General features: G+C 65.5%; 15 protein-coding genes. 2 read left to right on the top strand and 13 right to left on the bottom strand.

Translation table 11 applies throughout. The features are described from left to right. Positions 1 to 404: 404 nt before the first annotated feature. The 8 genes from QX010_RS25630 to QX010_RS25595 form a co-directional block, all read right to left on the bottom strand. Positions 405 to 1,160 carry a hypothetical protein gene (locus QX010_RS25630; RefSeq protein ID WP_316182671.1) on the bottom strand — a complete coding sequence of 252 codons (756 nt, stop codon included), beginning with the start codon at positions 1,158 to 1,160 and terminating at the stop codon, positions 405 to 407. Then, the gene (locus tag QX010_RS25625) at positions 1,135 to 2,784 is read right to left on the bottom strand and encodes an RNA-directed DNA polymerase (RefSeq protein ID WP_316182669.1); all 1,650 of its coding nucleotides are present in this window, start codon (positions 2,782 to 2,784) and stop codon (positions 1,135 to 1,137) included. Before QX010_RS25625 ends, QX010_RS25630 begins: the two co-directional genes overlap by 26 nt. 80 nt (positions 2,785 to 2,864) lie before the next feature. Further along, positions 2,865 to 4,472, bottom strand: coding sequence for a glutamine-hydrolyzing GMP synthase (gene guaA, locus QX010_RS25620; protein WP_316182668.1), 1,608 nt, complete (start codon positions 4,470 to 4,472; stop codon positions 2,865 to 2,867). A 502-nt stretch (positions 4,473 to 4,974) separates the two neighbouring features. Continuing rightward, positions 4,975 to 6,273 (bottom strand): RsmB/NOP family class I SAM-dependent RNA methyltransferase, encoded by a 1,299-nt coding sequence (locus QX010_RS25615; protein WP_316182667.1) that lies wholly within the window; start codon positions 6,271 to 6,273, stop codon positions 4,975 to 4,977. 13 nt (positions 6,274 to 6,286) lie between these two features. Continuing rightward, positions 6,287 to 6,619 carry an MAPEG family protein gene (locus tag QX010_RS25610; RefSeq protein ID WP_315805034.1) on the bottom strand — a complete coding sequence of 111 codons (333 nt, stop codon included), beginning with the start codon at positions 6,617 to 6,619 and terminating at the stop codon, positions 6,287 to 6,289. 141 nt (positions 6,620 to 6,760) lie between these two features. Beyond that, positions 6,761 to 7,783 carry an NADP-dependent oxidoreductase gene (locus QX010_RS25605; protein ID WP_316182665.1) on the bottom strand — a complete coding sequence of 341 codons (1,023 nt, stop codon included), beginning with the start codon at positions 7,781 to 7,783 and terminating at the stop codon, positions 6,761 to 6,763. Between the two features lie 185 nt (positions 7,784 to 7,968). Then, a complete protein-coding gene (gene guaB, locus QX010_RS25600; protein WP_316182664.1) occupies positions 7,969 to 9,456 on the bottom strand; it encodes an IMP dehydrogenase in 1,488 nt (495 codons plus the stop codon). A gap of 263 nt (positions 9,457 to 9,719) precedes the next feature. Next, positions 9,720 to 9,968, bottom strand: a complete 249-nt coding sequence (locus QX010_RS25595; RefSeq protein ID WP_316182662.1) for a hypothetical protein — start codon at positions 9,966 to 9,968, stop codon at positions 9,720 to 9,722. A 135-nt stretch (positions 9,969 to 10,103) separates the two neighbouring features. Here QX010_RS25595 and QX010_RS25590 point away from each other — a divergent pair, with 135 nt between their 5' ends. Beyond that, on the top strand, positions 10,104 to 11,591 hold the full coding sequence (locus QX010_RS25590) for an MDR family MFS transporter (protein ID WP_316182661.1): 1,488 nt from the start codon (positions 10,104 to 10,106) through the stop codon (positions 11,589 to 11,591). Between the two features lie 15 nt (positions 11,592 to 11,606). Here QX010_RS25590 and QX010_RS25585 read toward each other — a convergent pair whose 3' ends face one another. Further along, complete coding sequence (locus QX010_RS25585) at positions 11,607 to 12,800, bottom strand: sialate O-acetylesterase (protein WP_316182660.1); 1,194 nt, start codon at positions 12,798 to 12,800, stop codon at positions 11,607 to 11,609. 155 nt (positions 12,801 to 12,955) lie between these two features. Here QX010_RS25585 and QX010_RS25580 point away from each other — a divergent pair, with 155 nt between their 5' ends. After that, entirely contained in the window at positions 12,956 to 14,380 is a 1,425-nt protein-coding gene (locus tag QX010_RS25580) for an O-antigen ligase domain-containing protein (protein ID WP_316182658.1), read from the top strand. Here the strand turns inward: QX010_RS25580 and QX010_RS25575 are convergent. From QX010_RS25575 to QX010_RS25560, 4 genes are all read right to left on the bottom strand, one after another. Then, on the bottom strand, positions 14,365 to 15,423 hold the full coding sequence (locus tag QX010_RS25575; protein ID WP_316182656.1) for an acyltransferase: 1,059 nt from the start codon (positions 15,421 to 15,423) through the stop codon (positions 14,365 to 14,367). The genes QX010_RS25580 and QX010_RS25575 overlap by 16 nt on opposite strands. 299 nt (positions 15,424 to 15,722) lie before the next feature. Next, a complete protein-coding gene (locus QX010_RS25570; protein WP_316182655.1) occupies positions 15,723 to 17,699 on the bottom strand; it encodes a cellulose synthase catalytic subunit in 1,977 nt (658 codons plus the stop codon). Continuing rightward, the gene (locus QX010_RS25565; protein ID WP_410051983.1) at positions 17,699 to 18,901 is read right to left on the bottom strand and encodes a hypothetical protein; all 1,203 of its coding nucleotides are present in this window, start codon (positions 18,899 to 18,901) and stop codon (positions 17,699 to 17,701) included. Before QX010_RS25565 ends, QX010_RS25570 begins: the two co-directional genes overlap by 1 nt. 11 nt (positions 18,902 to 18,912) lie before the next feature. Further along, positions 18,913 to 20,388 carry an HlyD family secretion protein gene (locus tag QX010_RS25560; RefSeq protein WP_316182651.1) on the bottom strand — a complete coding sequence of 492 codons (1,476 nt, stop codon included), beginning with the start codon at positions 20,386 to 20,388 and terminating at the stop codon, positions 18,913 to 18,915. Between the last annotated feature and the right edge of the window lie 95 nt (positions 20,389 to 20,483).

Here is a 20,483-nt window from a genome sequence, read left to right as displayed (position 1 = left end):
GCATCAGCACCGCGATGCCAGGACCACACCATTTCGCCGTCGCCTCGCTCCGTTCGTCGGCGCGGGCTGTGACACCCGGCTGCAGAGCAACGCGCCCGTCGCATCGTCCGGCTCGACGCTCGTGACGATCGCGAAACGTCCCTCTTCAGCGAGCCGGGATGCGCGAGAATGTGGAGGTGATTTGCCCGACGTGGCAAGGGAGAAGTGCGCGACAAACTGGCACGACGGGCAGTTGGCGCATGCGGGGCATGCGAGGATTGCCCGTCGGGCAAAACGATCATCAAGCTGACCGACTACTGCGAGGAGACTGAAGGAATGTAGAGCGCACCCTCAATTCTCGTGGTGAGGAGCGCGTATCCAGCGGATACCAGCAGATCACTGATTCAACCTCGCAGGACGCGTCTTCACGCCGAATTAATAACAGCTCGATCCTCAAGCAAACTCGAGAATAGTTCCACCAGATCGATCTTAGATTTACCTGCAGCGACTACCGATATTATCTCATCAAACGAAAATCGCACGATCAGATTCAGACGAGGATTCACTAGAAATCCAAAAGTCCACTCGACAGCCCCAGATTCAAGCGCAGCACAGTAGCTGAGAAGCCAATAAGTTAAGATTTGTCGATAGTCGGAAGCAGAAAAGCGCTTGTTAGTACATTTAACTTCAATCAACGCACTTCCGACCGAAAAATCCCCGACACCCGACGCCACCCACTGATAGCCTGGAATAGCGGGTGCACGCACAAGATCCCAACCTCCACTGGATAATCTGACGTGCCTTAAAATAGCGACAAGGTTCTCAGCAACCTTCAACGAGACTTCCTTCTCTACAGCAGAGAGCGCTTCGGGAAGCTTCGCATCGAAATGCTCTCTCTGGCGAGCCACTGCAGTAAGTAGACACCCACCCCAATCAACAGCTTGGCTTCCTTCAATCAACTGCTCAGCCGCAGCCACAGCCACTTCAAAAAGCATCGCCCGTTGAATTTTGGTCGCATCAACTAAATCTTGCGGAACCTCAACGCAATCGTCCAACGATACTGCTCGACGATTCAGACCAGCAACAACGCCCTGAGCAAGCTGCGGGAAGAGCGCATCGAACAGACCAGGAATCTCTCTAGCAATTGTCCGAGGATCACTGAGTGGCAGACGCATCAACATCGCCCTCCGTCCATTCGGAGTATGTATTGGCAAACGTAGGTTCACTCCCACGTTCGATGCCAAGACGCCATTCGTTGACTATGCTCTTCTTCACTTGATCTCGAAACTTGAATCCTTCATCTCCGAACTGAGCTGCAGAGAGCCAGAGCATACGCTGCTCCTCAGCGCTTAGGGAACTCCACTTGTTCCGTTGTCTTGTAAAAGCCGCTCGATCCTTCCAAAGACGCCAGCAGTCAACGCATGCGCGCTTTACGGTTTCGGACGAGGTTGTAGAATGAACCTTCTGGACAAACGCAGCTCTATCCAAAGTGCGACGAAAGCGAAGTGTGCGTAAATAATGGAGGCAGCTAACTTCAGCGCGCAACAAATGCGAAGAATGAGCAGGAATCGTGTCTAGCAACTGGTCTATCCCCGCATGAATTGGCGCGAAGCGTGGATCAGCACAGACTGAAGAAACACCTCTCATGATGGTAGACCAAGACGCACGAAACGCGTGAAGGTTTCTCGAAGACAACAGGGTCTTGCAAAGCTGAAAGGCCGCTGCAGGATCATGCAACCTCAACGTTCGCCCAATCTGGGTGACCAAAAAGGTGTCTGGCTGCGCCTTACGAAGCTCGCTATTCAAAAGCGCCTGGATGTCTAGTCCTTCAACGATTTCCTTCAGTTCGTCGTAATCGGTCTCTGGCGTATCAGAATAGGGATCAAACTGCAGGTCAATTTCTGCGAGCTTATTGGCCTTATCTTCCGAGGTACCGAGCTGCGCTCTAACGTAGTCAATGTAATGCTTCGCCGTTATAATGATTGTTTTTGTACGATTCAGTGTTAGTCCATAATCGGCAAGCGCATGAGACAAAATAGAGAGAGCGCGATATGCTTCTGATTGGTTGGCCGTCACCAACACGAAGTCATCAACATACCGCCGCCAAACAATGTTTTCGACAGAAAGAGTGCTATCGATCGAGGTCATCAGCAGTTCGGCGAGTATTCTCGAGCACTGCCCTCCGACAGGCAAACCGAAGGATCTTCCGGCAGCGAACTTGCTGAGAAAACGGTCAACCTGGACCGCCACGTTCGAGTCCTGACCAAAGAGATCGTCGATTAAATTCTCAATTCGATGGTGCGAAACATGTTCGTAGAAGCTTGATATGTCCGTCTGCACGACAACGGCTGAACCGGACATTTTCTCGCAGTCTGCTATTGCCACCTCTCGAAAAGAACGCCACGAAGCCTCGCGATCAAATAGGCTGCTTCCGCTTGCAATATATCTATAAGAGTGTGCGCGGCTACTGCGGTTAGGTTCGACAGCCTCAGCAATGGCAATACCCAAACCGTTAAAATAGATGTTCCAGAAGGGATGAATTTTTGTAGTAATCCGAAATCCGGCGGAGCCAGTGGGGACGAGCAATCTTTCAGAAAAGACCGGCAACTCCTCTATCAATCTCCTAGCAGTCTTCTTGTCGACCTTGGCAACCCTCTTGCTCCACTCAAAAGCTAACTTGGCCAGATCATCCTGACGTTGGGTAATAAACCGATTATCTACGTCAAACGGGAGCGTGTCGTTATCGCCGTGTGCGCTTATGTCTGCGACAGCTCGCCTAAAATGCTCAAGCTTTATTTGATTCATGGGAAAGGCCCAGGCGCACGCTTCGGTTAAAAGCTAACTTCACTATGCAAATGAATAATGCTTCATGACTTCGTTATGCCTCACTCCCACTCAATCGTCCCCGGCGGCTTGCTCGTCACGTCGTACACCACCCTATTCACGCCCTTCACCTCGTTGATGATGCGCGTCGCCGCGTTGCCCAGGAACTTCATATCGAAGGGATAGAAGTCGGCGGTCATGCCGTCCGTCGAGGTGACGGCGCGGAGGCCGACGACGTAGTCGTAGGTGCGGCCATCGCCCATGACGCCGACGGTCTTGACGGGGAGCAGCACCGCAAAAGCCTGCCAGATGGTGTCGTAGAGGCCGGCTTTGCGGATCTCGTCGATGTAGATGGCGTCGGCCTTGCGCAGGATGTCGAGCTTGTTGACCGTGATCTCGCCGGGGCAGCGGATGGCGAGGCCCGGTCCCGGGAACGGGTGGCGGCCGACGAAGACGTCGGGCAGGCCGAGCTCGCGGCCGAGCACGCGGACCTCATCCTTGAACAGCTCGCGCAGCGGCTCGACCAGCTTCATGTTCATGCGCGCCGGCAGGCCGCCGACATTGTGGTGCGACTTGATCGTCACCGAGGGGCCGCCGGTGAAGGAGACGCTCTCGATCACGTCGGGATAGAGCGTGCCCTGCGCCAGGAAGTCGGCGCCGCCGATCTTCTTCGCCTCCGCCTCGAACACGTCGATGAAGAGTCGTCCGATGGTCTTGCGCTTCTGCTCCGGGTCGGTGACGCCGGCGAGCTCGCCGAGGAAGAGTTGTGAGGCGTCCACATGCACCAGCGGGATGTTGTAGTGGTGCCGGAACAGATCGACGACGGTCTCGGCCTCGTTGAGCCTGAGCAGGCCGTGGTCGACGAACACGCAGGTGAGCTGGTCGCCGATCGCCTCGTGGATCAGCACGGCGGCCACTGCGGAATCGACGCCGCCGGAGAGGCCGCAGATCACCTTGCCTTTGCCGACCTGCGCGCGGATCTTCTTGATCTCCTCCTCGCGGAAGGCATGCATGGTCCAGTCGCCGCCGAGACCGGCGATGTTGCGGACGAAGTTGCGGATCAGTTTTGCGCCGTCGGGCGTGTGCACCACCTCGGGGTGGAACATCAGGCCGTAGTACTTGCGCGTCTCGTCCTGGATCACGGCGAAGGGCGCGTTCGGCGAGACGCCGGCGACCGAGAAGCCCGGCGGCATCCGGGTGATGCGGTCGCCATGGCTCATCCACACCTGGTGCTGCTCGCCCTTCTGCCAGACGCCGTCGAACAGCAGGCTGTTGGTCTTGACCTCGACGTCGGCGCGGCCGAACTCGCGGTGGTGGCCGCCCTCGACGGTGCCGCCAAGCTGGGCGGCCATCGTCATCTGGCCGTAGCAGATGCCCATCACGGGGACGCCACTATCGAAGATCAGTTGCGGGGCGCGCGGCGAGCCTTCCTCGTGGACGGATTCGGGGCCGCCGGACAGGATCACGGCCTTCGGGTTCATCTGCCGGAAGGCGGCCTCCGCCTTCTGGAACGGCACGATCTCGCAATACACGCCGTCCTCGCGCACCCGGCGCGCGATCAGCTGCGTGACCTGGCTGCCGAAATCGACGATCAGGATCTTGTCATGGAGCGCGGCCACGGAGGTGTCGGTGGCGGCGGCGGTCGGGGTGTTGTTGGCTGGGGCTGTCATGGCAAGGAATTACGCCGCTGCGGGGGGACTCGCAACCCTTGCAAGCGGGCGATTCACCGGCGCGTGCCGCGCCCGCCGCTGTCGTCCCGGCCAAGCGGGCTGGGGCAATGCGCAGCATTGCGCCGGGCCGCGCCGAGCCGGGATCCATAACCACAGGATGCGGGGCTCGGGCAGGCTGGCCGCTCCATCTCGCACCTCATAACGGCCGCGGCGTATGGGTCCCGGGTCGGCGCACCACGCGCTGCGCGCGCGGGGCTTGCCCGGGCCGACACTTGTTTTGTGGCCCCGGCCTTCGTCCCGGCCAATCGGGCCGGGCAATGCGCAAGCATTGCGCCGGACCGCGCCGAGCCGGGACCCATAACCACAGGATGCGGGGCTCGGGCACGCTGGCCGCTCCATCTCGCGCCTCATAACGGCCGCGGAGTATGGGTCCCGGGTCGGCGCACCACGCGCTGCGCGCGCGGGGCTTGCCCGGGACGACAGCGGAGGGTGTTCGCGGCAGCTAGGCCTTCTTCAGCACCGACACGAAGAACCCGTCCGTGCCGGTGCGGCGGGGGGTCATCAGCCAGCCTTCGGGGGTCTGCAGGGCGGCTTCGGCGAAGGCTTCGGCCTTGTCCCAGAGAACGGTGGCGGTTTGCTCCGGCGGCTGGACCGCAAATTCCGGATGGCGCGCCACGAACGCCCGCACCTGGTCACCGTTTTCCGGCTGGAGCACCGAGCAGGTGATATAGGCGATGCGGCCACCCGGCTTGACCAAGCCCGCGGCGCGCTCGAGCACCTCGGCCTGGTCCTTCAGGCGGATCTCCAGGGCGCCGGGGCGCATGCGCCATTTGGCGTCGGGGTTGCGGCGCCAGGTGCCGGTGCCCGTGCAGGGGGCGTCGATCACCACCAGATCAGCGGAGGCGCTGATGTCGGCGAGCGGGTCGGCGTCGCCCTTCGGGCTGCGGATCTCGGCGTTGTGGACGCCGGCACGCGACAGCCGCTCGTGGATCGGCGCGAGCTGGCGCTTGTCGGCGTCGGTGGCGATCAGGCGGCCCTTGCCCTGCATCATCGCGGCCAGCGCCAAGGTCTTGCCGCCGGCGCCGGCGCAGAGGTCGATGACCTGCTCGCCGGGCTTGGCCGCGGTGAACAGCGCCGCGAGCTGCGAGCCCTCGTCCTGGACCTCGATCGCGCCCTTGATGAAATCCTCCTCGGCATGGACGCCGGGATTGCGCGCATCGGCCCCGAGGATGATGCGCAGGCCGAGCGGCGACCACGGCGTCGGCTGAGCGCCGAGATGCTTCAGCGAGGCCTGCACCTTCTCGCGCTTCGCTCTCAGCGTGTTGACGCGCAAATCGAGCGGCGCGCGGCTGGCCATCGCCATGGCCTCGGCGACGCGGTCGTCGCCGAACACGGCGGCGAGATACGGGTCGAGCCAGTCGGGATAGTCGCCGGCGACCGGCGGCGGCGCGCCCTCGGTGGTGCGCGAGGCCAGCGCCTTCTCCTCGGCGGCGGTGAGCGGCGGCGGCGCGAAGCGGCTGCCGTCGCACATCGCGGCGATGGTCGGCACATCCAGGCCGCGCTCGAGCTTGAGCATGCCGAGCACCCGCGCCCGCGCGGTGTCGTCCTCCATGACATAGGCGCTGGAGGCGCGGCGGCGCAGCACGTCCCAGACCAGGCCGGCAATGGCGGCTCGGTCGCCGGAGCCGGCGAAGCGGTGGCTGGTGCCCCAATCCTTCAAGGCCTTCGCCGCCGGCGCCCGCTGGGACTCGATGGACTCGATGATGTCGATGGCGGCGGACAGCCGGGCGGCGGGGGTCATTCAGTATCCAGTCTCAGATCAGGAGAAGCATCTTCAGGGCGAAATACAGCCACATCGCCAGCAGCACCAGCGCAGAGGCGGTCCAGGCGAGGGAGCGCTTGTCTGCCCCACTGATAAAGCCGGCATTGACGAAGCGGGTGACGACGAACACCCAGGACAGCAGCACGATCACCAGATCGGCATGGCGCAGCGGCAGCGCCAGCGCGATCAGGGCATAGAACAAAGTCGGCAGGCCGAATTCATCGGCGGCATCCGTGGCTTGCGCCTTCCTCTTATTCCAGAACAGCAGCGCGAAGGTCAGTGCAACCTCGACGAAAACGGGCAGCAGCACCATGGGCAGCGACATCGACAATCCCCCCTTGGGAAAAGTGAAGGCCCGGCATGATGCCGGGCCCTCGTGGATGAACCGGTTCCCTCAGGACTCCGAATAAGGCGCTGTGGTTCCCGCTTTTTTGCGGACAGGCTGAAGAATCACATCAGGTGTGGCTCAGGCCTTGTCCGGCCCGACCCGCACCAGCTGCTTGCCGAAATTGGCGCCCTTGAGCAGGCCCATGAACGCCGCGGGCGCGTTCTCCAGGCCCTCGGTGACGTGCTCCTTGTACTTGACCTTGCCGTCGCGGACCCAGGCCGACATGTCCTTGAGGAAGTCGCCGTGGCGGGAGGCGAAGTCGGAGACGATGAAGCCGCGGATCAGGAGCCGCTTGGTCAGGACGTTGCGCATCAGCGCGCCGGCCCATTTCGGCGCCACCGACTGGGTATCGTTGTAATGGGCGATCAGGCCGCAGACCGGCATGCGCGCGAAGGCGTTGAACAGCGGGAACACTGCCTCGAACACCGCCCCGCCGACATTCTCGAAATAGACGTCGATACCCTTCGGACAGGCTTCCTTCAGCTTGGCGGCGAGATCGGGGTCGCGATGGTCGAGACAGTCGTCGAAGCCGAACTCGGATTTCACGTAGTCGCACTTGTCCTTGCCGCCGGCGATGCCGATGGCGCGGGCGCCCTTGATCCTGGCGATCTGTCCGACCGCCGAGCCGACCGCGCCGGAGGCGGCGGCGACCACCACGGTCTCGCCCGGCTTGGGCTGGCCGATGTCGAGCAGGCCCGTGTAGGCGGTCATGCCGGGCATGCCGAGCACGCCGACGGCGGTCGAGATCGGCGCGAGGCTCGGGTCGATCTTCGCAAGACCCTTGCCGTCGGAGACCGCATGCGTCTGCCAGCCGGCGCGCGCCAGCACGATGTCGCCGGCCTTGAAGCCGGGATTGTTGGAGGCCGCCACCTCGCACACGGTCCCCGCCTCCATCACGCCGCCGACCGGCACCGGCTGGGCGTAGGACGGCCCGTCGCTCATGCGCCCGCGCATGTAGGGATCGAGCGACAGCCAGATCGTGCGCAACAGCACCTCGCCGGCGCCGGGAGTCGGGATGGCGTGCTCCTCGAGGCGGAAATCAGACGGCTTGGGCTCGCCGACGGGACGGGACGCGAGCACGATGCGCTTGGCTTGGGACATGGTGTTTCCTCTTGTTTGTTGATGTGGCGTTCGGTGCCGACCCCACGGGAGCCGTCATTGCGAGCGAAGCGAAGCAATCCAGGGCCGCGCGCGCAACCCCTGGATTGCTTCCGCCGTCGCCCTTCGGGCTATGGCGGACAAGTCGTCGCTTCGCTCCTCGCAATGACGGAGAGAGCGGTGGTTGTTTACACCCCGCCCGGATAGTTCGGGCTCTCGCGGGTGATCGTCACGTCGTGGACGTGGCTTTCGCGCAAGCCCGCGCCGGTGATGCGGACGAACTCGGCCTTGCCGTGGAATTCGGCGAGATCCTTGGCGCCGACATAGCCCATCGCGGCGCGCAGGCCGCCGGCGAGCTGGTGCATGACGTTGCCGACCGGACCCTTATACGGCACCTGGCCCTCGATGCCTTCCGGCACGAGCTTCAAGGTGTCCTTGATGTCCTGCTGGAAGTAGCGGTCGGCCGAGCCGCGGGCCATCGCGCCGACCGAGCCCATGCCGCGATAGGCCTTGTAGGAGCGGCCCTGCCACAGGAACACCTCGCCGGGCGTCTCGTCGGTGCCGGCGAGCAGCGAGCCGACCATGGCGACGTCGGCGCCGGCGGCCAGCGCCTTGGCGAGATCGCCGGAGAACTTGATGCCGCCGTCGGCGATGACCGGCACGTCGGCCTTCTTGGCGGCTTCCACCGCATCCATGATCGCGGTGAGCTGCGGCACGCCGACGCCGGCGACGATGCGGGTGGTGCAGATCGAGCCCGGGCCGATGCCGACCTTGACGGCGTCGGCGCCGGCATCGATCAGCGCCTGCGCGCCGTCGCGGGTGGCGATGTTGCCGGCGATCACCTGCACCGCGTTGGAGATGCGCTTGATGCGGTTGACGGCTTCCAGCACGCGCGAGGAATGGCCGTGCGCGGTGTCGACCACGACGAGGTCGACGCCGGCCTCGATCAGCTTCTCGGTGCGCTCGAAGCCGCCCTCGCCCACGGTCGTCGCCGCGGCGACGCGCAGGCGGCCTTGCGCGTCCTTGCAGGCCAAGGGATGCGCGACCGCCTTCTCCATGTCCTTCACGGTGATCAGGCCGACGCAGCGGTACTGGTCGTCGACGACGAGCAGCTTCTCGATGCGGTGCTTGTGCAGGATCTTCTTGGCCTCGTCCTGGCCGACGCCCTCGCGCACGGTGACGAGGTTCTCATGCGTCATCAGCTCGGAGATCTTCTGCCGCGGATCGGTGGCGAAGCGCACGTCGCGGTTGGTGAGGATGCCGACCAGCTTGCCGGGGATGCCCTTGCCCCCGCCGGTGACCACCGGGATGCCGGAGAAGCCGTAGTCCTTCATCAGCGCCAGCGCGTCGGCGAGCGTCGCCTCCGGCGAGATCGTCAGCGGGTTGACCACCATGCCGGATTCGAACTTCTTGACCTGGCGCACCTGGGCGGCCTGGCCCTCGGGGTCGAAATTGCGGTGGATCACCCCGACACCGCCGGCCTGCGCCATCGCAATCGCCATGCGCGCCTCAGTGACGGTATCCATGGCGGACGCCATGATCGGAATGTTGAGCGGGATCTCGCGCGTCACGCGCGAACGGATGTCGACCTCGGAGGGCAGCACATCGGACAGGCCCGGCTTCAAGAGCACGTCGTCGAAGGTGAAGGCTTCGCGAAGTGTCTGGACGGTCGCCATCGTCAACTCCTTGTCTGCGGCCAAAACGGCCGCGATGCGGTTACGGATGAGCGGCGCCGCCGTCGAGACCATGCCTCGCCGTCGAATCGGTGCCCATCGGTGGGGTTGACGCGGGTCGATAGCATGGGCCTGTGACGAATCAAAGGGCCGATCCGCCATCCTCCCGCGATTGCGAAGAACGGCCCAGACCGGCCCTGATCAGGTCCGAAATGCGCAACAAAAGGTCGCGGACGCCCCGATTCCGGGGCAGAAGTTCCGCGGCTCTAGCGCCAGGCGCCGGGCGGCGGTCCATAGCGGCGGATGGCGTCGACCACCTCGCGGTGCCGCCGATCCTCGCGCCGCATGCGGACGGCGATCAGGGCGTGCGCCGAGGGCACCAGCAGCAGCACGTGGAAGAACAGGCCGAGCACCAGGCAGACCACGCACAGCAGCAGGTTGAAGATGGCCGCGAACGGCTGCCCGTTGAGCAGCAGACCCAGCGGCGGCACCAGGGCGGCGAGCAGGTAGATCATCGGCACATCTCCCAAACCATAGGACGCGACAGCGTCGCGCTGCATTTGGGGGGCCATGCCGGCAGCGCAATGGCCCCGTTCGTCGCAGGGTGTTAAAGCCGCCGCGCCGGCCCCGCCTTCCCCTCCCAGGATTCGATGAACAAGCAACGCGTCATTCCGCTGATCGTCGCCACCGCGCTGTTCATGGAGAACATGGACTCCACGGTGATCGCGACCTCGCTGCCGGCGATCGCCAGGGACATCGGCACCAGCCCGCTGACGCTGAAGCTCGCCATCACGTCTTATCTGCTGTCGCTGGCGGTGTTCATCCCGGCGAGCGGCTGGACCGCCGACCGGTTTGGCGCGCGGCGGGTGTTCTCCAGCGCGGTCGCGGTGTTCATGATCGGCTCGATCGGCTGTGCGCTCGCCAACTCCGTCGAGAACTTCGTGTTCGCGCGCATCCTGCAGGGCATGGGCGGCGCGATGATGACGCCGGTCGGACGTCTCGTCCTGTTGCGGTCCGTCGACAAGAGCGCGCTGGTCGGCGCGATGGCCTGGGTCACCATCCCCGCGCTGATCGGTCCTGTCATCGGACCGCCGGTCGGCGGCTTCATCACCACCTATTTCTCCTGGCACTGGATCTTCCTGATCAACATCCCGATCGGCATCGTCGGCATCATCATGGCGCTGCGCTTCATCGATCCGATCAAGAGCGACAATCCCGAGCCGTTCGACCTCACTGGCATGGTGCTGGCCGGCATCGGCCTCGCCGGTCTCGCCTTCGGCCTCTCGGTCGCCGGTCTCAACCTGCTGCCGTGGTCGGTGGTCGCGAGTCTCGTTGCGATCGGCGCGATCTCGATGACGCTCTACGTCCGCCACTCCTGGCGCACCAACTCGCCGGTGCTCGATTTCTCGCTGCTGCGGCTGCCGACCCTGCGCGCCTCGATCGTCGGCGGCTTCATGTTTCGCCTGGGCATCGGCGCCCTGCCCTTCCTGCTGCCGCTGCTGATGCAGCTCGGCTTCGGCCTGTCGCCGTTCCAGTCCGGCCTCGTCACCTTCGGCTCCTCTGCCGGCGCAATGGGCATGAAGGCGCTGGCCGCGCGGCTCATCCGCGCCTTCGGCTTCCGCCATCTGATGACGGTCAATGCCGTCGTCAGCTCGGTCTTCCTCGCCGCCTGCGCGCTGTTCACGCCGGCGACGCCGCTGCTGCTGATCCTGATCATTCTCGTGGTCGGCGGCTTCTTCCGCTCGTTGCAGTTCACCGCGATCAATACCGTCGCCTATGCCGAGGTCGAGACCGCCCAGATGAGCCGCGCCACGACGCTCACCAGCGTCAACCAGCAGCTCGCGATCTCGGCCGGCGTCGCGGTCGGCGCGTTCTCGGTGGAGACCACGATGTGGATGCACGGCGCGAGCCAGCTCACCGCGGCGTCCTTTGCGCCCGCCTTCATCGTCGTCGCGATCACGTCGGCGCTGTCGTCGATCCTGTTCTGGCAGATGCCGGATGACGCCGGCAGCGAGATCTCGGGCCGCAAGGTCGCCGCGATCGCCAGTCGCAAGGGCGCCGAGAAGGGCGCGGAGAAGGCCGCCAGGAAGTCGGCGAGCGAGACCACGCAGGATGCGCGGGATCAGCGGCTGGGGTAGCGGACGGTTCTCCGGTCAAGGTCTCCGCGCGCCGGACCTCCAGAATTCGGCCAGGCGATCGGCCCACATCCGCGCGTGCTGCTCGGTGCCGGCGTGGCTCATGTGGCAGCTGTCGTGGCGCAGCGGAAGGCCGATCTGGTCGGTGTCCGGCCCCGGATAGACGCCGGTCGCAGGGTTCGGCACGGCGGTCTGCGCCGACCGGATGATCTCGTCGGGAACGCTGCCGCAGAGCGTCGCCGTGGCGACGAAGATCGGCGCGGTCACGTCGGCCGCGCGCAGCCCGGCCACGATCTCGAGATCGTTCCGCAAGTAGGACAGCCGTCCCGCCTCCTTCATCTTCGCGGTGACCTGCAATTGCGTGCCGTCCTCCGCGCCATTGGTCGAGAAGGCGAAGGCGTTGGACTCGCCCTGATGCCAGAGCACCGCGCTCGGCTCGAGACCCGCCTCGCGCAGGCCGGCAAGGGTCGCGAGCAGCACCTCGAAATACTTGCCGCCACGGACACGCCACTCCTCGATATACGTCCCGCCGATCGCAACGGGTGCGATCAGGATCGTCTTCGCCAGCCCGCGATCGATCAATTCGTCGCCCAGCCGCGTGGCGACGTTCTCGCCCTCGCCCGGCGTTCCCAGCAAGGGATTGCGCGCCACGTAGCAGCGGCCGTCGAAGCGGTCGAAATTGTAGAACCGGTTGTGCGGCTGATAGAGCCGGCCACTCTGATCGGGCGCGCCGGTGTTGGAGATGTTCGACTGGCCCGCGGTCAGAAGCACCACCAGCCCCTCGCGCGGAATCGCGTCGCAGGCAATCGGCGTCGCCCTGGCGCGCACCGCCTCGTTGTCCGGCAGGAGACAGCGCGAGGCGCTGCCGCCCGCGATGAAATCCGCATCAGAACCGTACAGCGCACGGGCCAGGTTGCGTCCCTGCAGCAGGTTCTGCACCTCCGGATCTCCGCTGGCGCCATCGATGCGACGGTCGATGTCGGCAAAGGCGGCGCGCCGCGTGCGCACCTGCTCCAGCAGTGCCAGGAAGCCTGGCGCGGTCGAGACGGGTCCGACGGCGCAGGGAACGCAATTGCCGTCGCGCGATTTGGCCGAGGTGGTCGGCTGGCAGACGTCGCGTGCCGGCAGCACCTCCGCGGCTCCTGCCGTCGCAGTCAACGAGACGGCCAACCACGCGGCGACAAGAGTGGCCACGATTACGCGTCGCATCATGCTCGGATCATTTCTTTCGTCGCCTCGGTTGACGGCCGCCTTGGGCGCCGGGCCTCTGACTTTCCAAGCCATGCGGCTGTCCCAGCCATGCTCGCCGGCACGGTCTCGTTCGAACGTGCGTCGGGAGCCGGGGTTTTCCATTATAGTCCGACTTCATGAAAGAGAGCCGAATCGACCCGCAGCCGCTCGCGGCGATGGCGATGAACTGTTGGCCGTCCGCGCTTCTCCTGGCAGCGACGGCGCTCGCCGTGCCCGCACTCGGCGGCATCGTCAGGCCGGCTTTCGTGCTCGGCTGCGCGGTCGCCGGCTGGTTCGCGTGGCGTCGCAGCCCCGCAGCCCACGTGCAGTCGGCGATCCTGATGTTCGCCTTCGCTCCCTTCGTGCGCCGCCTGGTCGACATCTCCGCGGGATTCGATTCATCCGGCATCATGCTGAGCGGCCCGCTGCTGTTCATCATCGCACCAGTTCCGAGTCTGGTGCTCTCGCCCTCGGACAAGGACAGGCCGGGCAATCCATGGCTCGTGGCGCCCCTCATCGTCCTCGCCTGCATCGTGTACGGCGGCGCGCTGTCGATATTCCAGAACGACTGGTTCAACGCCGCCAATGGCGGAATGAAATGGGCCGCGCCCGTGCTCTATGCGATCGCCCTGCAGCAGCGGTCGCGATCCGACGGCGCCCTGCTCGATGCAATCACGCGTGTCTTCCTGCTGGTGCTGCCGGTCACCGGCCTCTACGGCATCTGGCAATATGTCGATCCGCAAGGCTGGGATCGGTTCTGGATGGTGAATGCCAGCATCACCTCGGCCGGCTATCCGCTGCCCTACATGGTCCGCGTGTTCAGCACGATGAACGGCCCCGCCAGCTACGCGACCTTCACGGCCACCGGCCTGCTGCTGGTGGGCTTCCTGCGCCCGGGATGGCTGTCGATGGCGGCGATGGCGCCCGCAGCACTCGGCCTGTTGCTGTCGCTCTATCGTACCAGCTGGATCACGCTCGCGGTGGGCGTGCTGTTCTGCATGCTGTTCCCCGCGACGCGGCGTCGCGCCGTATCGATCACGGTCGGACTGGTCGGCGCGGTGATCGTCACCGTCATGTTCACGCCGTTCGCGGAGGTCATCACCTCCCGTCTGGAATCGCTCGGCAGCGTGTCGCAGGACAGCAGCGGCAGCGAGCGGCTGGATGAGTTCGTCACGCTGTGGAATGCGCCGAACAGCATGGTCCTGGGATCGGGCTTCACCATTACCGACGTCGGCGTCGCCGGCGCGATGCCGATCGACGGGCAGATCATCGCAAGCTGGGTGACGATGGGCATTCCTGTCGGACTGATCTGCCTCGCGGCCTATGTCTGGGTCGGGCTCGCCGCCACCGGAGCCGCGTGGCGGATGCCGACGCGCGAGGGCGCCGTGCTCGGCGCGCTCGCCATCAGTGCGCTCTTGATTCAGCTGCCGCTGACCAGCATCTCGTCCGGTGAGGTCTCGGCGCTGTTCTGGATGCTCGTCGCCATGGCCTGTCCGCTCGACCAGTCGGCCGGCGCAGCACGGCGCACCGTCGCCGCGCGGCAGCATCAGGCCGGCGCCTGATCGGACGTTGCAACGCGCGGCGTGATCGCCGCAGTCTGCGGCTTGCGGGAGGCCAGTGGTGCGAGCCCGAAGACGGCCAGCAGATTGAGCCGCCGCAGGATGGCATGCGCGATCAGAGGAAGCACCACGCCGGCCACCGTTCCGGCCAGCAGGTAGACCCATGGCAATGGCGGGATGTGCAGCTTCAGCATGATGATCCGCACGCCCGAGCCGGCAAGGATGTGCAGCACATAGATCGTCATCGACGCCACGCCCGCGGCCGCAAGCCAGCGATGGCGCGTTGGCGCGAGCAGCTTGCAGAGCCCGACCGTGCCGGCGATGCCGAGCACACAGGCCGGCAGGGAGGCGAGCCCGTTGGCGTCCATGCCGGACAGCTGGCCGCCCAGCGCCACTGCGGCCGCAAACGCGATCCCGATCACGACCGGAGAGGACCAGCCGAACGGCCGCCATTCCGCGACCACGCGGGTGCCGTAGACGCCCGCAACGTAGAACGGCAGATGATGCAGGGTAAGTGCGAGGTCAGGCCGGATCGGCAGCGCGAGGAACACGCCGAGCCCGGCCAGCGCGAGCGTGATCAAAACCGTCCGCGACGGAACCAGCACCGCGATCACATGGCAGATCATTAGCGCGTAGAGGAACCAGAACTGTGCGACCGGACGATACCAGATCGCAGCGAGATCGTTGGGATGGATCGGGATGTTGGCATCCCGCGCCAGCAGCATCGTGATCCCGCCTTGGATCAACGACCACAGCACGTAGGGATAGGCGATGGTCCAGAGCTTGGAGGTGAGGAAGGAACGCGCGCCGCGCCGCAAGCTGTGCTGCACGTTCAAGCCGGCCAGGAAGAAGAACAGCGGCATGTGGAACGTATAGAGCGTGTAGTCCATCCAGCGCGCGACGGCTCCATCCGGGAAGATGCCCGAGCGCACGAGGCCGCCAAGCACATGACCGTACACCACCAGGATGACGCCAAGGCCACGCGCGAAATCGATCCACGCCGTGCGCGCGGTGTCAGCCGTTGCCCTCTGCGTTCCAGCGTCCATGCCCGACATGTCCTGCTTCTGTCGCGCAGCCCGCGTCCAGTCCGCGATGCTGCGAAGTCAGCGCGCCCCAAGTCATATCGCAGCCGGCTTTGCAGCGCCGTCGGCGCCTGCAAGGACATCGGGGGTATTCTCGCGTTAGTCTTAACCAACGGATAAGCTTCCGCCGGATGGCTGCGCCTCCGCCGGGTTCGCGACCGGAACGGGGCACGAGGTGGAGACGCTCGCCATCCCGCCCGGCCGGTGGGCACGCTGCCGCCTGCGGCGGCTGCTTTGCCCACCCTACCGCTGGATCCGGAACGTCAGCGACCGACGAAGCCGCGGCGCGCCAACCCTGCGAGGGCCCCGCGCAGGCGGGCGCGGCCGGTGATGACGCCGCAAGAGGAGCTGAACAGGCGGACGACCAACTGGCGCCGCTGCGCCTCGGTCGGGTGCATGCGGAGGTGCATCGTCGTCCTGGAAACATCGCTCACCGAGGCCTCGATCCATCCGAGGCCGTCGAGATGCACCGGCAGCAGCGCCCCTGGCCGCATCGTTCCGCGGCCGCGCGACCGGGCCACGCGCGCCGACGACAGAGACAGCGCCTCGATCTTGCACGGCACGACCTCGCCGTTCTGCGCCAGCCAGCCCGCCTCGTCGCTCGGAAACAGGTCCTCGCCGCGCGGCAGCTCGAAGCAGACGAGAAACGCGATGAAGGCGATCAGCATCGCGATGCCGGCCCATAACAGATTGAAGTAGTCGATCGACGAGATCTCGCTGGCTGCATTCGGCGACACGAACGCCCAGACGATGGCCGCCGCCGAGCTCGCGGCGATCGCGCCGAAAATCGCGGCGAGCTTGCCATGGACGCGCGGCTTGGAGCGGTCGCCGCCCTTGTCGGTCACCTTGAAGGGGCGGCCGAACGGCCGGACCAGCGCGCTGAGCAAGGTGGCAGTGACGGCAAAGCAGGTCACTGCATGGGTCGCTTCCATGAACAGCGGCAGGGTCTTGGAACGCGAGATCCAGCCCATGTAGATGATCGTCCCGAGCAGCGCCGGCACGCCGTAGCGCAGGAACGACAGATAGTCGGCCTCGAACGCCGGCAGCCCGGCGAACCAGTAGATCGGCGGCGCGATCAGAAGCAGCACCATGAACGGCTTGCAGGCCCAGTTGAGCACGCCATGCAGGAAGTGCCAGCGCTGGGTGAAGCTGTAGCCGCGGCTGCGCAGCGGGCCATCGCGCAAGAGCGCGACCTGGATCGTGCCGAGGCACCAGCGGGCGCGCTGGGTGATGTATTCGGGCACGCCTTCCGCCGAGAGGCCGAAGCTGAGCGGCTCGTTCAGCCAGACCGTGCGATGGCCGCGCTTGAGCAGCGTGTAGGTGAGATTGAGATCCTCGGAGATCGCCGCATGCGGGAAGCCGCCGATCTCCATGAGCCGCTCGCGGCGGACGACGAAGGAGGTGCCGACACAGAACGCGCAGCCCCAGGCATCCTTGGCCGGCTGGAACACGTCGAAGAAGAAGCGCTGGTCGTCGACCCAATGGCCTGATGACAGCAGATTGTGCTGGATCGGATCGGGGTTGTAGTAGAATTGCGGCGTCTGCACGACGGCGATATCGGGCTCGGACAGCAGCAGGCCGACCGTGCGCTGGAGAAAGTCACGGCGCGGGGCGAAGTCGGCATCGAGCACCAGGATCACCGGCGCGTTCGACAGCTGCGCCGTCGCCGCAAGCGCGTTGTTGAGATTGCCGGCCTTGGCGCCCTTGTTGTCGGGCCGCGTCAGATGGCGCGCGCCGACCTCGTCGCAGAACGCGCGGAGCCGATCACGCCGGGTGTCGTCGAGCACCCAGACGGTCTTGTTGGGATGGTCGAGCGCGAGCGCGGCCAGGATCGAGCGCTCGACAATCTCCATGGGCTCGTCATAGGTGCAGATGAAGACGTCCACGGCCGGCTGCTCGCCCCGTGCCGCCAGCGCGCGCTGCGCGGCGTCGGCCTGTCCCGAGCGGTCGACGCTGCGGGTCAGAATCAGGATCGACATCAGCGTGTAGGAGATCGCCACGATCTCGAGCGTGATGAACAGCCGCGGCCACAGCGCCTGCAGGGTCAGGTCGAACACCGGCAGCGTGTCGTGCCAGCGCCATAGCGTGTAGATCAGGAGGAACGACGCTGCGGTAGCGCCGAACAGCAGGCGGTCGCGCCGGCGCGTCGGATCGAGCAGGCGAGCCATCACGAGGAGCCCGAGCAGGACTCCGAGATCGGTGGTCAACACCGAGGCGTCATTGCTGGGGAGCGGAAACATCAGGGCACCCTTGCGCCAGTGAAAGGATTCCAGCCGGTCTCGGCGAGCACGGCCCAGGCAGTGGCACCGAGATGCGGACGCTTGTAGTAGAAGAAGTCCTGAATGGTGGTCGCGCCCGTCGGATCGATCGACAGCCCCGTGGTAAGGCGCGCGTTGCGCGTCGCGTTCAGCAGTCCCGTTGCCGTGCGGTCGGCACGCAATCCTGCAAGCAGCCGCTGGCTGGCAGCGGCGTCCCCGACCATGCGATAGGCCAGCGCCGCCTGCGCGGTGCCCTCGACCCAGACGCCGTCGCGATCGCCGTTGAAGTCGAAGCCGCCGTCGACGGCGAGATGAGTTTCGGCAAAGCGCAGCGCCCTGCGCCAGTCGGGCGCATCCGTCACCGCCATCCACGGCCAGAGCTGGACGTCGAGCGCGAGCAGATTGCTGTCGGCGAGGTGGCCGTCGGGCTTGGTGCCGAGCAGGAAGTGATCGCCGCGGAACGTGCGATCGAGCAGCCGGCGCGCCGTCTGCGCGGCATCCCGATAGCGCGGCTCCGATGTGATACGAGAGAGCCAGGAGGCCACGGCGTAGACATCGGCATTGTGCTCGGTCGACATCCAGCTGAGGCGCACCTGCTGCGGATCGTAACCGTGATAACCGCCGCTAAAGCCGTCCGCGCCGTTCGTTGCGTGGGCCATGATCCAGTCCATCAGGCGCCGCGCGCCGGACAAGTAGTCCTCCTCACCGGTCGCCTGATGCAGCGTCAGCAGCGCCAACGCTGCCCAGGCAACGTTGCCGGTCGCGGTGCCGTCCTGCGCGGCGTCCTCGCCCCAGATCTTCTTGTGGTCGTCCCACCAGCCCGGCAGCAGCGCCGCGCCGGGGCCGACAGGACCGGCGCGATAGGCGTTACGCAGGCGGCCATCGCCGAAGCTGCGATCATGAGCGCCGGCATGCACCAGCGCGTTGCCGATCACGCGGCCCTCGTCGACGCGACCGCATGCGACCAGCGCGATGGCGGCCAGGGCGTTGTCATAGGTGAACGCCGTCGTCGAAAGGCCGAGCGGCAGCCCCTCCTCGTCGGCACCCGGCTCGTAGCTGCGGATGAACGCCGCGTCACGGCCGGCGAGGCCGGGCTCGACGGCCTGCATCAGTCCCGCACACAGCGACGTCTCGGCGCGCATCGGCGATGCTCCGCCGAGCAGAGCGATCACCGCCATCGTCATGGAGAGAAGCCTCATTGTGCCGAGACCGCGCGCGCCGTCGGCAGCCACTGCTCGTCGAAGACCGGCTGCTGCGCCGGTTGCGACCGCAAGGCGGAGTCGAGCTTGCTGACACCGGCACGGCGCGTCGCTTCGTCCGGCTCAGACGGGTCCAGATCGGTCAGCGACGCAACGAGGTGGCCGAGCCGGCGCCATGTCACCGACATCGACGGCACGATGCCATTGTCGCGCGTCACGGTGACCCACTGCCCCACCGTGCAGGCCGGCGTCGCCGCGGAGGTCGGCTGCGCTGCCGGCTTCTCGTCGGCAGCGTCAGGCGTGATCATGACATAGAGCTCGCGCCGCTCGGTCTGTGGAAATGGCACGGCAAAGCGCTCGTCGACCTTGTCGCTCGTCTTCGGCAGCACGGCGCTGACGATGCCGCTATGGAACCCGCCGCCATCGATGCGCACCTTGGTGCCCGGCTTCATCGCTTCGCCCTGGCGATAGGAGAAGATCGCGACCACGAAGCGTTTGTCGCAATCGACCACCGAGGCGATCGTATCGCCGGCGCTGACGTGGCGTCCGGTGTCGGCGCCCACCGCCAGCACCTTGCCGGGACCGGGCGAGAGCACGTCCGCGGCAGCGAGCCGCGCCAGCCGCGCGCGCTCCGACTTGATCAATCCCTCGAGATCGTCGAGCACGGCGGCCTGCTGCTTCTCCTCGATCTCCATCCGCCTTGCATCGAGATCGATGTCACGGCGCTTCTGACTGAGCATGTTCAGCGCGACCAGATCCTCGCCGACATAGACGCCGGCGTCGAGCGCCTCCAGCTGCGCCAGCTTCTGGTTCAGCTTGGCAGTCTGCGCATCGGTGTCGTGCAGCGCCGCCGCATATTGCTGCTCGGTCGGCTTCAGCATCTCGACGCTGGCGGCATCGCGCGCGACCATGCGGTTCTGGCGGTCGACGATGGCCTTCTTCTCGCTGCTCTGCGCGTTCGACTGCGCGACGCGGGCACGCAGCTCCTCGATCTGGGACTGCAGCTGCGCCTTCAACTGACCGGCCTGGCTCGCGATCTCCTGATCGAGCGAGCTGACATAAGCGACATCAGACTGATGCTTGGCACGCGTGGCGTCCAGCTTCTGACGCGCGTCGCCCGCCTTTTCTTCCAGCGAGATGAGCGTGGTGCGGTCGAGCCGCGGATTGGTGATCTCTGCGAGGCGGTCGCCGGACCGAACCTCGCCACCCGGCTTGGCCGTGAGCGAATCGACCTGGCCCGCGATCGGGGACGTCAGCAGCATCACCGGCGCATCGACCACGGCGCGATCGGACTGGTCGGCCACGATCGGCGGCACCACCGCGGTCAGCATCAGCGTCGAGAGGATGCCGGCCACGCCGAGCGCCGACACCCTGAGGATCACGGGATGGCGCGGCGGACGGGTTGCGGTCTTCGGAGCGGCGGGACGTTGCGCGGGGGCTGGCTTGAAACCGTCATCGAAGCGATCGGTCATCGGGTCTCTTTCGGTTTGGGGTGACACGCCCCGAAAGACGCTTCCTCGGCTGATCCGGAGTTCCAGGCCCCGGTCTCGATGGCTCAACCCAAACC

The sequence above is a fragment of the Bradyrhizobium sp. SZCCHNRI1009 genome (genome assembly GCF_032487575.1).
GTDB lineage: Bacteria > Pseudomonadota > Alphaproteobacteria > Rhizobiales > Xanthobacteraceae > Bradyrhizobium.
Note: the sequence above shows the minus strand (reverse complement) of the source record. Positions and strands in the feature narration are given on the sequence as shown.